The organism is Streptomyces sp. NPDC028331, assembly GCF_055565775.1.
In genome coordinates, this window is the sequence record NZ_JBVHTR010000012.1 from 148,220 (window position 1) to 163,161 (window position 14,942).

The following is a 14,942-nucleotide window of genomic DNA, read 5'->3' on the forward strand; positions in this document are numbered from 1 at the left end:
CGGCTCGGGGAGTGTCCGGCGTCGGCCGTACGGAAGGCGGGCGCGGCCCGAGGTCGCCGGCGGGTACGCGCCCCGGCCCGGAGAGGTGCGGGTGTCCGGTCCGGGGTGGCCGGGCCCCTGCCGTCCCCGTCGGCCTCGACGCGTCCTGGGTTCTTCCGGGCGGCCTTGAGGGCGGTCGGCCGCCCGCCTGCCGTTCTTAACGGAAGCTTGACGCCTCCAGGCCCGCGATCCGTGGGCCCTCGCGTCACTCTCTGCTTACGCTGGTGCGGCCGTCCGCGTGAGGGCGATTCCCGCGCCAAGTCGCACATCAGGCGCAAGCCGCACATCAGGAGAGCACGTCCATGGCCGCGACCACCGAACAACCACCTGCGAGTCGATTGCGGGAGTGGATGCTGCAGGGGCTGTCCGACATGGGCAAGGGCGGTGTGCAGGGTCCGCACGCCCAGCCCGAGTCCCCGCACAAGGGCCAGCGCTGGTGGCGGGTGATGTGCCTGACCGGTGTCGACTACTTCTCCACCCTCGGCTACCAGCCCGGTATCGCCGCCCTCGCCGCCGGACTGCTCTCCCCCGTCGCCACCGTCGTCCTCGTCGCCGTCACCCTGGCCGGCGCCCTGCCCGTCTACCGCCGCGTCGCCGAGGAGAGCCCGCACGGCGAAGGCTCCATCGCCATGCTGGAACGCCTGCTCTCCTTCTGGCAGGGCAAGCTGTTCGTCCTCACCCTGCTCGGCTTCGCCGCCACCGACTTCCTGATCACCATCACCCTTTCCGCCGCCGACGCGTCCACCCACCTGGTGGAGAACCCGCATCTGACGGGTCTGCTGCACGGCAAGGAGATGCTGATCACCCTGTTCCTGGTGGCGCTGCTGGGCGCGGTGTTCCTCAAGGGCTTCCTGGAGGCGATCGGCGTCGCGGTCGCCCTGGTGGTGACGTATCTGGGCCTGAACGCCGTCGTGGTGGCCGTGGGCCTGTGGCACGTGCTCACCGCCGGGCATGTGGTCACCGACTGGAGCAACGCCCTGACCGCGCAGCACGGCAACGTCCTCGCCATGATCGGCGTGTCGTTGATCGTCTTCCCGAAGCTGGCGCTCGGCCTGTCCGGCTTCGAGACCGGCGTGGCCGTCATGCCGCACGTCCAGGGCGACCCCGGCGACACCGAGGAGAAGCCCACCGGCCGGATTCGCGACACCAAGAAGCTGCTCACGGCCGCGGCCCTGATCATGAGCGTCTTCCTGATCGCCACCAGCTTCATCACCACGGTGCTCATCCCGGCGAAGGAGTTCCAGCCCGGCGGCAAGGCCAACGGCCGGGCGCTGGCGTATCTCGCGCACCAGTACCTGGGCGGCGGTTTCGGCACCCTCTACGACGTCTCGACGATCGCGATCCTGTGGTTCGCGGGCGCCTCCGCCATGGCCGGGCTGCTCAACCTGATGCCCCGCTACCTGCCCCGTTACGGCATGGCCCCGCACTGGGCCCGTGCGGTGCGCCCCATGGTCATCGTCTTCACGCTGATCGCCTTCCTGGTCACCTGGATCTTCGACGCCGACGTCGACGCCCAGGGCGGCGCCTACGCCACCGGCGTCCTGGTGCTGATGTCGTCGGCGGCCATCGCGGTGACCATCGCCGCGCGCAAGGCCCGCCAGCGGGGCTGGACCATCGGTTTCGCGGTCGTCTCGGCGGTCCTGCTCTACGTCACCGTCGTCAACGTCATCGAGCGGCCGGACGGTGTGAAGATCGGCGCCTGCTTCATCGCCGGGATCATCCTCGTCTCGCTGCTGTCGCGGCTCGCTCGTGCCTTCGAGCTCCGGGTGACCAGCGTGACGCTCGACGCCATGGCGGAACGTTTCGTCAGGGATATCGCGAGCCGCCGTATCCGCTTCATCGCCAATGAGCCGGACCGGCGCGACGTCGCGGAGTACCGCGAGAAGATCGAGCAGATCCGGGCGGACAACGACGTGACGGCCCAGGAGGACTTCGTCTTCGTGGAGGTGACGGTCGGCGACCCCTCGGAGTTCGAGGCGGGACTGAACGTGCGCGGCGAGGTGCTGCACGGCCGCTACCGGGTCCTGACGCTGGAGTCGTCCTCGATCCCCAACGCCCTGGCGGCCCTGCTGCTGCATGTGCGTGACCGGACCGGCTGCATCCCGCACATCTACTTCGAGTGGACCGAGGGCGGCCCGTTCGCCAACTTCCTGCGCTTCTTCCTCTTCGGCCAGGGCGAGGTGGCACCGGTCACCCGCGAGGTCCTGCGCGAAGCGGAACCGGACCGCGCGCGCCGGCCACGCGTGCACGTCGGCTGAGCGGGATGCGCGGCCGTCAGGCCGAGGGCCGGGGCCGCCAGAGCGCGCGCCGCCGGGGGCGCACCGTGACCTGGCTGTACCTGATGTGGCCGACGAGTTCGACGCGCAGGGCCACGGGAGCTTCGCCGCCCGACCGGCGCACCCTGATCTTGGCGTAGCTCTCCGTGAGCGCGTCGGCGTCCACCACGATGCCGGGCCGGGTCCTCAGGGTCAGGGCCGCACCGCGCAGGTCCAGCTCGATGCGCAGGGTGTCGTGAGTGATCACGGCCTCGGCGAGGTCGAGCGTCACCTCGCCCCAGGACGAGCGGATCTCCATTCGCCGGGGAACGATCCAGGGTCCCTCGCGCCGGGTGGAACTGCCCTGCTGGTCGATCCGTACGACGTCCTTCACCTCGGGCAGCGTCCGCCCCATGGCCTCCGCCCCGGCCGGCAGGTCCGCCGTGAGGACGGCCAGTTCCCCCATGGTGCGGGCGCAGAGCGCGGCTTCCAGGCGGTCGTCCAGCTCCTCCGCGGTGAGCCGGCCGTCCCCCGCGGCGATGCGCAGCACGTCGACGACCTGCTCGCGGTCCGCGTGCGAGGCCCGCAGCAGCGCCGGCGCCACGCCCGCGTCCAGAAGCTCAGCGTGTGCGAGTTCCGCGTGCGCGAGTTCTCCCGGCATTTCCTTCACCCCGATCCAGTCGAAGACCCAGGACTCACGTTATATCGCGTCATACCTCGGTGCCAAGCCCGATGCGGGGACAGGGGTCGCGGGCCACGGCCGCATCCGCTCCACCGCGCGGCATGAGGCCGATCGGGTGACGATGGACGTGTACTGACGTGACCACGCCCCAGAAGGAGGCAGGCGTCATGACATCTCCTTCCGATGCCCCGGGACCCGTTCCCTCACGCGGCACCGAACCTCGAACGCAACACACACCGCAAACGCAAGAGGGCCCCCTGGCCGAAGGCATGGCTGCCCTGGCGAACATGGGCTGGCAGCTCCTCCTCACCATGGGCCTCGCCACCATCGCCCTGGGCGTCATCGCCTTGGTCTGGCCGGGCGCGACCCTGCGCGTCATCGGCGTGCTCTTCGGCGTCTACCTGCTGGTCACCGGTGTCTTCCAGCTCGCCGCCGCCTTCGGCAGTCACGTGGCCCGGCACCTTCGCGTACTGCACTTCGTCACGGGCGCGGGCTCCATCCTGCTGGGGCTGATCTCCTTCCGGGGCCCCCTGGAGTCGATCCTGCTGCTCGCCCTGTGGATCGGCTTCAGCTGGCTGCTGCGCGGCACCACGGAGACGGCCGCCGCGGCCTCCGCCCAGGACATGCCGGCCCGCGGCTGGCACGTGGCCTTCGGCATCATCGGTTCCCTGGCGGGCATCGTGATGATCATCATGCCGTTCGCCTCGATCGCGACACTCACCCTGGTCGTGGGCGTCATGGCCATCGTCCTGGGCCTCACCGAGGCGATCCGCGCCATCAGGACACGCGTCGAGATCGGCCAGCTCGCTGCGGGCACGACCACCCAGCGGCGCCCCCTCTTCCACGCCCGTCCGCACGCCCAGCACTGACCGCCCGAGCCGGATCGACCGGGCGGCGGCGAGCGGCGCAGAAGGGCCGGTGCGCGGATCCGCTCGACGGAGAGGGGGCACCGAGCAGCGGCAGGGCCCGGGCCCGCGGCCCGGGCCCTGCCCATGACGCCGTGCGAGCGAGTCGGGCGGCGGGGCGGCCGACTCGCACGGTCCAGGGCATGAGCGAGCTCACAGGCCCAGGTCGCTCAGCCCGGGGTGGTCGTCGGGCCTGCGCCCCAGCGGCCAGTGGAACAGCCGCTCGGCCTCCTCGATGGGGAGGTCGTTGATGGACGCCAGACGCCGGCGCATCAGGCCGTCCTCGTCGAACTCCCAGTTCTCGTTGCCGTAGGAGCGGAACCAGTTGCCCGAGTCGTCGTGGCACTCGTACGCGAACCGCACCGCGATGCGGTTGCCGTCGACGGCCCAGAGCTCCTTGATGAGCCGGTAGTCCAGCTCGCGGCGCCACTTGCGGGTGAGGAAGGCGACGATCTCGTCGCGTCCGGTGACGAACTCCGCTCGGTTGCGCCAGCGGGAGTCCACCGTGTACGCCAGTGCGACCTTCTCCGGGTCGCGGGTGTTCCAGGCGTCCTCCGCGAGCCGCACCTTTTCCGTGGCGGTGCCGTGGGTGAACGGCGGGAGGGGTGGGCGGGGTGGGTGCGTCATGTCGCCTCCGCGTAGGTATCGCCTCCGCGTGGGTGGAGAACGGCCGTTCCCCACCCGGGCGACCACGGTACGAGACCACTGGTCCCACCGCAGCCGTGGCGGTCCGGCGGCGCGCGGAACACCCCGCCCGACCGCCTCACACCAGGGGAATGGTCACCTCGTCCTCGATGGGCGGGTCCAGTTCCTCGCGCAGGTTGCCGGTCGCCGCGAAGCAGCGCAGCCGGATCTCCTCCGGGGCGACGTCCAGGCGCAGGAAGCTCTTGAAGAACGGCGGGCTGTAGGTGGCCGAACCCGGCGAGAAGAGCTGGGTGTAGATCTTCCGCACGGGCAGCCGGAACCGTGAGGTCCGGTCGGGGCGGCCTCCGGCGCCCAGCAGACCGGCGACCAGGCGGACGCGCCGGCTGATCCGGACGGGTGTGCCCGGGGCGCGGGTCGGGGGGATGCCGAGGCGCTCGGCGACGACGGCGGTCGCCTCGGCCTCGGTGAGGGTGAAGAAGCGGCGCAGTCGCAGCCGGCGTCCGTAGAGCCTGCTGTAGAAGGCCAGGGAGTCGCCGCGCAGCGGGTAGCAGCGGAAGTCCTGCTCCGTGACGTTCGCGACGGACACGCGCGGGATGGTGTGGGTGGCGTGCATGAAGGCGCCGCCGCCCCCGGAGACCACGTACTGGATCGTGCGGTCGTCCACCCGCACCGGGTAGCGCTGGTAGTTGTGGATGTCTCCGCCGATCGCCGCGACGTAGTGGTGGTCCGGGTCGCGGACGATGTCATCGACCGTGCCGCCGCCGTCGATGGGGCAGGGGTGGTGCTCGCCGTCCACGTACAGCGGCGAGCCGGTCACGAGGATCTTGGGGCGGGGGCCTCGGGAGACCTCCCGCAGCCAGCGGCCCTGTTCCGCGTCGAGGGTGCCGAGCAGGCCGGTGTCGATGCCGACGATGCGGACGGGCCCGGCGTCGATGGCCCAGTACGGGCCGGGCTGCACGGCCTGCTGGTCGGGTGCGGAGCGCAACGCGCGTGCCTCGGCGAGGAGCTGCGCGTTCTGCGCACCGGGCCTGTGCCACAGCAGGGAGCGCAGCCAGGCGCGGGTCGGTGGCCGCGGCGCGGGCCGGGGGGTGAGCGCAGAGGCGTCGCAGAAGACGCGCATGAACCCGTTCAGGTCCTCGTACCAGTCGTGGTTGCCGGGTATCGCGTAGATGGGTGCCCGGTAGTCCCGGTACGGGCGGAAGAACTTGGTCCCGTAGTCGGCGGTCGCGCCGACCGGGTAGATCACGTCGCTGGCTATGACGGCGAAGGCGGTGCCCTGACTCACCTTCAGAAAGCCGGGTACGACGGCGTATTGCGGCTCGTCCCCCTCGCCGGTGTCCCCGAGGAGCATGAAGGAGAAGCGGTCCGGGTCGTCGCGCCGGATCACCTTGTCCGCGGGTGCGCCCGCCGCTTCCCGCTGCGCCACCCAGCGGCTCCGGGTCCCACCGGTCGGGTCCCCGAACCAGGAGGCCAGCACGCCGTTGCGGGCCGCCCAGAGGGTTTTGGGGTTGAGCCAGGAGAGCTTCTCGACCTGACCCGGCATCAGGGCGCGGTAGCTGCCGCGCTCGACGGCGCCCCAGCCGGCGCCCTCGGCGGTATCGCGTGAGGATTCGGACACCGGTGCACCGTAGCAATGATCTACGGCGCACCGGAGCCGGGCCGGTAGGTCACAAGCGCGCGTACGGATCCGGATGCGCGGTCTCCACGGACTCGACGGCTCGCTGGGCGGCCAGGGCGAGGGTGCGGCGGTCCGGTGCGCCGCCCGGCGCCATCACCGGCATGACCCGGACCTCGGCGACCAGCCCGCGTGCCGTGAGGACCCGCCACACGGAGGTCAGCAGGGAGTCGCTGCCCACGAACGCGGGCGCGGTGCTGGCCGGGCCGCCGTCGTGCCGGTAGTGGAGCCGTACGGGCTGGACGGGCGCGCCCGCGTCCAGCGCCGCCTGGAACACGGCGCGCCGGAAGCGGCCCTGGGCCCGGCCGCACCAGGTGCTGCCCTCGGGGAAGACCACGACCGCCGAACCGCCGCGCAGACCCTCCGCGATCCTGGCGACAGTGTCCGGCAGCGCGCGCAGCCGGTCGCGGTCGATGAACAGGGCGCCGCTCAGCGCGGTCAGCGCCCCGGCCACCGGCCAGTGCCGGATGTCGGACTTGGCGAGCATCCGGCCGGGCCGGACGGCGGCGAGCAGCGGGATGTCCAGCCAGGAGATGTGGTTGGCGACCATCAGCAGACCGCCGTGCGGCGGGGCGGATCCGGTGATCCGTACGCGGACGCCCGTGGCGCGTACGACCGTACGGCTCCAGGTCCTGACGATCCGCTCGCGCGGTGCGACGGGGAGTCTGCGGACGACCGGGAAGAGGGCGAACCCGGCGACCAGCAGCGTCAGCACCGTCACGAACCGCAGCACGGCGAGCGGTACGGCGGCCGCCGACGCCACGGCGTCCACGCAGGAGTGCGGCGTGCACGGGGCGCTGGGCTGCCAGGGGCTCGCCGGGGCGGAGGCCGGGTGCGGGGCGGCGGCGCGCCGCGGCGTGGGTACGGCGGCCGGGGCGGGGAGCGCCGCCGTGCTCACGCCCGGGCTCGCCAGGATCGGGGTGCCACGGCGCGGTCGCAGGGCCGGGCCGGGACGGGACACGTTCGTCGCTCCGGTCCGCGGCGTGTTCATCACGCCGGGACGAGCGAGAGGAAGTGCCGCAGATAGCGCGCGTTGACCCGGCGCATCGACAGCAGCACGTACAGGTCGGCGACCCCGAAGTCGGGGTCGTGCGCGGGCTCCCCGCAGACCCAGGCGCCCAGGCGGAGGTAGCCGCGCAGCAGCGGGGGCAGCTCGGTGTGCCCGTCCTGGGCCGGTGTCTCGGGGCGCCAGGGCAGCAGCGGCCGTACGCGGTACTCCTCGGGCGCCAGGTACTTGGTGCGCACCCGCTCCCAGGTGGCCGCGGCGAGGGCACCGCCGTCGGCGAGCGGCAGGGAGCAGCAGCCGGCCAGCCACTCGTGGCCGCCGTCCACCATGTAGCGGGCTATGCCGGCCCAGATCAGCCCGATGACCGTACCGTCGCGGTGGTCGGGGTGGACGCAGGAGCGGCCCACCTCGACGAGTCCGGAGCGGAGCTGCGCGAGCGGGCCGAGGTCGAACTCGCCCTCGGAGTACAGCCGCCCGGCGATCGCGGCCCGCTCGGGCGGAAGCAGCCGGTAGGTGCCCACGACCTGGCCGGTCACCGTGTCCCGCACGAGCAGGTGGTCGCAGTACGCGTCGAAGGCGTCGATGTCCAGTCCGGGCTGAGGGCTGGACAGTAGGGCGCCCATCTCCCCGGCGAAGACGTCGTGGCGCAGCCGCTGAGCGGCCCGCACGTCGGCCTCGTCACGGGCGAGAGTGACGGTGTAGCGGGTGGGAGCCAGCGGTGGTGGGGGGCTGGCGAGGGCGGAAACGCCGGTCATGGCTCTCTCCTGGTCACGGGCCGGTTCGGCGGTGCGGCGCGGACCGTGTCGGTGCGGTCCGCGCGCTCCTGTTCTTCCGATGCCGGTTGGCCTGCGCGTGACCTGTGCCAGGAGAGCGGATGTGGAGCTGTTGAACGGCGCGGGCCGGTGGCGCCGGGCGCGGGGCCCGGGGGGCTGGGGTGCCTGGCGGGACCGGGGATGAGCACCACACCCGGTCCCGCCCGTCCGCACCCTGCCGGCGAACGTCTCGTGCGAGGGCTACCGCCTGGCCGCCTTGCGGGTCGCCCTCAGCCACTCCCTGTTCATGTTCGTGATGGACGTCAGGGGGATGCCCTTGGGGCACGCGGTGGCGCACTCGCCGGTGAGGGTGCAGCCGCCGAAGCCCTCGTCGTCCATCTGCGCCACCATGTCGAGGACGCGCGTCTCGCGCTCGGGCGCGCCCTGCGGCAGGACGTTGAGGTGGTTGATCTTGGCCGAGGTGAACAGCATCGCCGCGCCGTTGGGGCAGGCGGCCACGCAGGCGCCGCAGCCGATGCACTCGGCGTGTTCGAAGGCGTAGTCGGCGTCCGCCTTCGGCACCGGGGTGGCGTGCGCCTCGGGCGCCGAGCCGGTCGGGGCGGTGATGTAGCCGCCCGCCTGGATGATCCGGTCGAAGGCCGAGCGGTCCACGACCAGGTCCTTCACCACGGGGAACGCGGCGGCCCGCCAGGGTTCGATGTCGATGGTGTCGCCGTCCCGGAAGGACCGCATGTGCAACTGGCAGGTGGTGGTGCGCTCGGGGCCGTGCGCGTCACCGTTGATGACCAGGCTGCACGCGCCGCAGATGCCCTCGCGGCAGTCGTGGTCGAAGGCGACGGGTTCCTCGCCGGAGAGGATGAGCTGTTCGTTGAGTACGTCCAGCATCTCCAGGAAGGACATGTCGGGCGAGATGCCGTCCACCTCGTAGGTGGACATGGCGCCGTCGGCGTCGGCGTTCTTCTGCCGCCAGACGCGCAGGGTGAGCTTCATGCGTAGCTCCGCTGGGTGGGGTGGACGTACTCGAAGACCAGGTCTTCCTTGTGGAGGGTCGGGGCCTGGCCCGTACCCGTGAACTCCCAGGCGGCGGCGTAGGAGAACTCGTCGTCCTTGCGGGCGGCCTCGCCGTCCGGGGTCTGGGACTCCTCGCGGAAGTGGCCGCCGCAGGACTCGCTGCGGTGCAGCGCGTCGAGGCACATCAGCTCGGCGAGCTCCAGGTAGTCGACGATGCGGTTGGCCTTCTCCAGCGACTGGTTGAGTTCCTCGCCGGTGCCGGGCACCTTGATCCGCCGCCAGAACTCCTCGCGGATCTGCGGGATGCGCTCCAGGGCCTTGCGCAGCCCGGAGTCGCTGCGGGCCATGCCGCAGAACTCCCACATCAGCTCGCCGAGTTCGCGGTGGAAGGAGTCCGGCGTGCGGTCCCCGTCGACGGACAGCAGCAGGTTCAGCCGGTCCTCCGTCTCGGCCAGGACCTCCTGGACGACCGGGTGGTCGGCGGTGACCGGATCCTGGTGCGGGTTGCGGGCCAGGTAGTCGTTGATGGTGGCCGGGAGGACGAAGTAGCCGTCGGCCAGGCCCTGCATCAGCGCGGAGGCGCCGAGGCGGTTGGCGCCGTGGTCGGAGAAGTTGGCCTCGCCGATCGCGAACAGGCCCGGGATCGTGGTCTGCAGGTCGTAGTCGACCCACAGGCCGCCCATCGTGTAGTGCACGGCGGGGTAGATCCGCATCGGCACCTCGTACGGGTTCTCCGCGGTGATCCGCTCGTACATCTCGAAGAGGTTGCCGTACTTCTCCTCGACCTTCTTGCGGCCCATCCGCCTGATGGCGTCCGCGAAGTCGAGGTAGACGCCCTGGCCGCCGGGGCCGACCCCGCGGCCCTCGTCGCAGACGTTCTTCGCGGCGCGGGAGGCGATGTCGCGGGGGACGAGGTTGCCGAAGGAGGGGTAGATGCGCTCTAGGTAGTAGTCGCGCTCGTCCTCGGGGATCTCGTTCGGCGGGCGGTTGTCGCCCTTCGCCCTGGGGACCCAGATCCGGCCGTCGTTGCGCAGCGACTCGCTCATCAGCGTCAGCTTGGACTGGTGGTCGCCGGTGCGCGGGATGCAGGTCGGGTGGATCTGGGTGAAGCAGGGGTTGGCGAAGTAGGCGCCGCGCCGGTGCGCCCGCCAGATGGCGGTCGCGTTGGAGTTCATGGCGTTGGTCGACAGGTAGAAGACGTTGCCGTAGCCGCCGGAGGCGAGGACGACGGCGTCCGCGAAGTACGTGTCGATCCTGCCGGTGATCAGGTCGCGGGCGACGATGCCGCGGGCCCGGCCGTCGATGACGATCAGGTCCAGCATCTCGGTGCGCGGGTGCATCTCCACGTTGCCGGCGGCGATCTGCCGGGACAGCGCCTGGTAGGCGCCGAGGAGGAGCTGCTGGCCGGTCTGGCCTCGGGCGTAGAAGGTGCGGGAGACCTGGACGCCGCCGAAGGAGCGGGTGTCGAGCAGGCCGCCGTACTCGCGGGCGAAGGGGACGCCCTGCGCGACGCACTGGTCGATGATCTCGACCGAGATCTGCGCGAGCCGGTGCACGTTGGACTCGCGGGCGCGGAAGTCGCCGCCCTTGACGGTGTCGTAGAACAGCCGGTGGATCGAGTCGCCGTCGTTACGGTAGTTCTTCGCCGCGTTGATGCCGCCTTGCGCGGCGATGGAGTGGGCGCGGCGCGGGGAGTCCTGGTAGCAGAACTGGACGACGTGGTAGCCCTGTTCGGCGAGGGTGGCGCCCGCGGAGCCGCCTGCGAGGCCGGTGCCGACGACGATGATCGTGTGCTTGCGGCGGTTGGCGGGGTTGACCAGCTTGGCCTCGAAGCGGCGCTTGTCCCAGCGCTCGTGGATGGGGCCGGAGGGGGCCTTGCCGTCGACGACCGGGCCGCCGGATGTGTAGTTCACGTAGTCGGTCATGTCAGCTCACCACTCCGGTCATGACACCCACGGGGACGGCGATGAAACCGGCCGTGAGCAGCAGCGCGAGGACGTTGGCGATGGTCTTCAGAGCGCGGTCGCGCCTCCGGCTGCCGACGCCGAGGGTCTGGGCGGCGCTCCAGAAGCCGTGCCGGATGTGCAGGCCGAGCGCCAGCATCGCGACGATGTAGATGACGTTGCTGTACCAGTGGGAGAAGTCGCCGACGACGTTCTGGTACGGGTGTCCGGGCTGGAAGCCGCCCGGGTGCACGGTGCCCGTGGTCAGGTCCAGGATGTGCCAGACGATGAACAGGCCGAGGATGATCCCGCCCCAGCGCATGGTGCGGGTGGCGTAGCTCGCCCGGGGCCTGGAGTGCACGTACTTGCTCGGGCGCGCGTTGATGTCACGGCGGCTGAGCTGGTAGGCGGAGACGGCGTGGGCGACGACGGCCAGGATCAGGACGATCCGGATGAGCCAGAGCGTCCACTCGTAGTGCATGAAGGGCTCGCCGACGGTGCGCAGCCAGTGGGCGTAGTGGTTGAACTCGCCCGCCCCGAAGTAGATCTTCAGGTTTCCGATCATGTGGGCGACCAGGTACAGCAGCATGATCAGCCCGCTGACCGCCATCACGGTCTTCTTGCCGACGGTGGAGTCCCACACGGTGCGTGCCATGGACGGCCGTCGGTCCGTCCGCGTTGCCAGTGCCATGGCACAGCACGCTAGGGCCGAAGGTCCCGATCGGTCCAAGACATGGTCCGGCTCGTTTCGATAGGCAGACCCTATGATGGAGGGGTGCAGTTCCACCAGCTCCAGTACTTCGTGGCGGTCGCCGAGACCCGGCACTTCACCCGGGCAGCCGAGACGGTCCATGTCGCCCAGCCCTCGCTGTCGCAGCAGATCAGGGCGCTGGAGCGGGAGCTGGGGGCGGATCTGTTCCTGCGGGCGCGCGGCAACATCACGCTCACCGACGCCGGGGAGGCACTGCTGCCGCTGGCCCGCCGGATCCTGGCCGACGCGGACACGGCCCGGCACGAGGTGCAGGAGCTGGTGCAACTGCGCAGCGGCCGGATCCGCCTGGGCGCCACCCCGAGCCTGTGCACCGGCCTGCTGCCTGATGTGCTGCGCGCCTTCCACGACCGCTATCCCGGCATCCGGCTGCTGATCGAGGAGGGCGGCTCCCACGACCTCGTACGGGAACTGGCGCGCGGCGCCCTGGACCTCGCGCTGGTCGTGCTGCCGCTGCCCACCCCCTCCCCCGCCCTGACGACGGTGGAGCTGCTGCGCGAGGACCTGGTCGTGGTGTCGTCGCCGGACGCGCCACGGCCCGGCGGCGGGCGCCGTACGGTGCGGATCGCGGACCTGGAAGGCGAGCGGCTGGTGATGTTCCGCCACGGCTACGACCTCAGGGAACTGACCGTGGCCGCGTGTCGCGCCGAGGGGTTCGAACCGGACTTCGCCGTGGAGGGCGGCGAGATGGACGCGGTGCTGGGTTTCGTGCGGGCGGGGCTGGGCGTCGCCGTGGTCCCGCGGATGGTCGCGACCCGTTCCGGGCGCGGGCTGCGGGTGACCCCGCTGGCCCGGCCCGGACTGTACCGGACGATCGCCCTGGCCCACCGCAGCGATGTGGCTCCGCCGCGGGCCGCGAGTGAGTTGCAGCGGATGTTGCTGGAGCGGTGAGGTTGTGGCCCATCACGGTTCTTGTTGCCTGCCCCCCGATCCGCGGTCTCCAGCGAGCTGCCGGGCGGGCTCCGGCCCCTGCCGCGAGTCGCCCCTGTGAGGTGCACACGTCACCGTATGCAGTGATTCGGTAACACAGCCGACACGGGGACGCTCCCCGGGCCATGATGCGGCGCATGCATATGAGGGGACGAGGCGCACGTCGCGCCGTCGGGGTCATCGGCACTCTGGTGTCCGTGGCCTCTCTGGCCTGGACTGTGGACGCCCTGTGGCGCGGGGACCTGTCCTTCGGGGACACCGCCGGGGTGCTGTCCGTGCTGCCCAGCGTGGTGGGCGCGGTGCTCGCGGTGTGGGGCCTGTGGCCCGCCCAACCGGACGGCGAGTTGGCGGCCAAGCTGGCCAACGAGGTGCTGAAGGCCGAGACAGCGCAGTTCAAGCAGTTGCTCGGCGGTGACAGGCAGGCGCTGAACGGTCCTATCAACCTGGCCTTCAGCCTGGTCGACACCCATGGTGTGGAAGGTGCGGCGGACGAGGGGACGCTGAAGGCTGTCGCGGACTACTACTCGTCCCTGCGGCCTCGGCGGCTGGTCATCACAGGAGCGCCCGCCCGCGAGGGAAGACGCGGAAGAGGCAACGGGCCGACGGACGCCGGTGCAGGCAAGACCGTGCTGGCCATCAAGCTGATGCTCGATCTGGCGCGAGACAGGGGCGAGAAGGAACCGGTCCCGGTCCGCCTTGCCGCCGGAGCCTGGCCGGGGACACCTCTGCGCGACTGGTTGCGCGCCCATCTGGTCAGCACCTACCGCCTCACCTCGAACGAGGCCCGTCGTCTGGTCGACGGCAACCTGGTTCTTCCGGTCATCGACGGACTGGACGAGATGGACACCGGCGCCGCCACGACCCGGGCCGCCCAGCTCCTCGAGGCTCTCGAACGGCACGAAAGGGCGGGACAGAAGGCCCACGTGGTGGTGACCTGCCGCCACGACACCTACGATGCACTGCTGAGCATGGGGAAAGCGCTGCAGATGTCGGCGCGCGTACAGATCGAACCGGTGACCCCGGACCAGATACTCGACTACCTTCGTCTGCGGGTGGGGTCCTCGCCGGTGAGCCTGGCCCGCTGGCAACCCGTCCTCGACGACATCACCCCACCGCCGGGGCAGCCGCAGGCACGGTCGGTGCTGGCGGGCAAACTCGGCAGTCCCTGGAGACTGACCCTGGCCGCAGTGGTGTACGAGGAGCCGGCTGAACAAGGGGGCTTCCTGCGCGACCCGGCCGACCTCGTGAACCTGGCCCGCCGCGGAGACCTCTACCGCCACCTGCTGGACCGGTACGTCAAAGCCGCGGTGAACGCCAGTCGGTACGACGACTACGAGTCCGACGACGGCTCATCCGGCCATTCGGCCTTCCGCCGACGCGGCAAGCGGCTGGATCCGGAAAAGACGTGGCGCTACCTGGCGGCTCTCGCCCGTTGCCTCAACGTCTGCGCATCTCCAGAGCCGGTTCAGGTGGCGGGACGGCGGCTGTCCGGCACCGACATCGTCCTGCACGAGCTCTGGCCCCTGGGCGCACCCGTCCGGGTGTTGACGGTCAACGCCGTCATGGTCCTCTCGCTCTTGCAGCCGGGTTGGCTCACGATCATGTGGGAGGGCGACCTGGCACACCACACCCGGACCGCCCTCGCCGTTGTCTCCGTGCTCAGCATTGCCGCAGTGACCAGAGCCGCGTTCTTCTTCTGGCCGCAGCCTCGAAGAGTCGAACTCCGGCGGCTGCGGCACAGAACGCTCTGGCCTGCTTACGTTCTGGCCCTCGTTGTGGGAATCACGGTGGGATACGCTGTCCGGCACGCGGTGGGCGGTCCTTGGGCCGTCGCGCTGGGATTCCTCAACGTCGCCTTCATCCTTGTCGCGTGTGCAACCGTCTTCGGGGGCGCGCCCCACCGAGCGCCCACACTGCCCCATATGCCGTTGCGCGATGACGCGGTGGCCTTCGCTCTGACAGGGTGCGCTTGCAGCCTCGTGGAGGGACTGTCGAGCGGTGTGGCATGGGGAACGCACGGCGGCCTCGCTGTCGGACTGTGGGTCGGGGCATCCGAAGGGCTCTCGCTGTCCATCGGCTTCGCGCTTTTCGGCGGCCCCGGAGCAGCGGCGCTGCGCTATGCCGCTTTCGTCCTCTCCACGCGCGGAGTCCTGCCATGGAGGCCGGCCGCCTTCCTCGCGCAGTGCCACCGACTGGGCCTGCTGCGCACGGCGGGCATCGCGTATCAGTTCCGCCAACGAGAGCTCCAGGACCACCTCGCCACCCGCCCGGCACCACCGCCCGGCATCTACTGAGGCACCGCCAGAGCT

12 protein-coding genes are annotated in these 14,942 nt (G+C 71.0%); 4 read left to right on the forward strand and 8 right to left on the reverse strand.

Annotated elements, in window-relative coordinates:
- Positions 1-341: 341 nt before the first annotated feature.
- Positions 342-2,297 (forward strand): APC family permease, encoded by a 1,956-nt coding sequence (locus tag ACZ4SW_RS19615; RefSeq protein ID WP_468244734.1) that lies wholly within the window; start codon positions 342-344, stop codon positions 2,295-2,297.
- Between the two features lie 16 nt (positions 2,298-2,313).
- On the opposite strand, the gene ACZ4SW_RS19620 is transcribed toward ACZ4SW_RS19615, so the two are convergent.
- Complete coding sequence (locus ACZ4SW_RS19620) at positions 2,314-2,955, reverse strand: DUF1707 SHOCT-like domain-containing protein (RefSeq protein ID WP_468244736.1); 642 nt, start codon at positions 2,953-2,955, stop codon at positions 2,314-2,316.
- Positions 2,956-3,143: 188 nt separating this feature from the next.
- Here ACZ4SW_RS19620 and ACZ4SW_RS19625 point away from each other — a divergent pair, with 188 nt between their 5' ends.
- A complete protein-coding gene (locus ACZ4SW_RS19625) occupies positions 3,144-3,845 on the forward strand; it encodes an HdeD family acid-resistance protein (protein WP_468244738.1) in 702 nt (233 codons plus the stop codon).
- A 189-nt stretch (positions 3,846-4,034) separates the two neighbouring features.
- On the opposite strand, the gene ACZ4SW_RS19630 is transcribed toward ACZ4SW_RS19625, so the two are convergent.
- The 7 genes from ACZ4SW_RS19630 to ACZ4SW_RS19660 all read right to left on the reverse strand — a co-directional run bounded on the left by ACZ4SW_RS19630 (position 4,035) and on the right by ACZ4SW_RS19660 (position 11,589).
- Complete coding sequence (locus ACZ4SW_RS19630) at positions 4,035-4,508, reverse strand: nuclear transport factor 2 family protein (RefSeq protein ID WP_468244740.1); 474 nt, start codon at positions 4,506-4,508, stop codon at positions 4,035-4,037.
- 136 nt (positions 4,509-4,644) lie between these two features.
- Positions 4,645-6,144: a metallophosphoesterase family protein gene (locus tag ACZ4SW_RS19635; RefSeq protein WP_468244743.1), complete on the reverse strand. Its 1,500-nt coding sequence runs from the start codon at positions 6,142-6,144 to the stop codon at positions 4,645-4,647.
- Positions 6,145-6,193: 49 nt separating this feature from the next.
- Positions 6,194-6,973 carry a lysophospholipid acyltransferase family protein gene (locus tag ACZ4SW_RS19640; protein ID WP_468244978.1) on the reverse strand — a complete coding sequence of 260 codons (780 nt, stop codon included), beginning with the start codon at positions 6,971-6,973 and terminating at the stop codon, positions 6,194-6,196.
- 218 nt (positions 6,974-7,191) lie between these two features.
- A complete protein-coding gene (locus ACZ4SW_RS19645) occupies positions 7,192-7,962 on the reverse strand; it encodes a GNAT family N-acetyltransferase (RefSeq protein WP_468244745.1) in 771 nt (256 codons plus the stop codon).
- A 258-nt stretch (positions 7,963-8,220) separates the two neighbouring features.
- A complete protein-coding gene (locus ACZ4SW_RS19650) occupies positions 8,221-8,970 on the reverse strand; it encodes a succinate dehydrogenase/fumarate reductase iron-sulfur subunit (protein WP_468244747.1) in 750 nt (249 codons plus the stop codon).
- Positions 8,967-10,916 (reverse strand): fumarate reductase/succinate dehydrogenase flavoprotein subunit, encoded by a 1,950-nt coding sequence (locus ACZ4SW_RS19655; RefSeq protein ID WP_468244750.1) that lies wholly within the window; start codon positions 10,914-10,916, stop codon positions 8,967-8,969. The genes ACZ4SW_RS19650 and ACZ4SW_RS19655 overlap by 4 nt, the downstream gene beginning before the upstream one ends.
- Before the next feature lies 1 nt (position 10,917).
- The gene (locus ACZ4SW_RS19660) at positions 10,918-11,589 is read right to left on the reverse strand and encodes a succinate dehydrogenase (RefSeq protein WP_468244983.1); all 672 of its coding nucleotides are present in this window, start codon (positions 11,587-11,589) and stop codon (positions 10,918-10,920) included.
- Positions 11,590-11,709: 120 nt separating this feature from the next.
- Between ACZ4SW_RS19660 and ACZ4SW_RS19665 the strand changes: the two genes are divergently transcribed.
- Entirely contained in the window at positions 11,710-12,594 is an 885-nt protein-coding gene (locus tag ACZ4SW_RS19665; RefSeq protein WP_468244752.1) for a LysR family transcriptional regulator, read from the forward strand.
- Between the two features lie 305 nt (positions 12,595-12,899).
- Positions 12,900-14,927 carry an NACHT domain-containing protein gene (locus tag ACZ4SW_RS19670; RefSeq protein ID WP_468244754.1) on the forward strand — a complete coding sequence of 676 codons (2,028 nt, stop codon included), beginning with the start codon at positions 12,900-12,902 and terminating at the stop codon, positions 14,925-14,927.
- Positions 14,928-14,942: the final 15 nt, after the last annotated feature.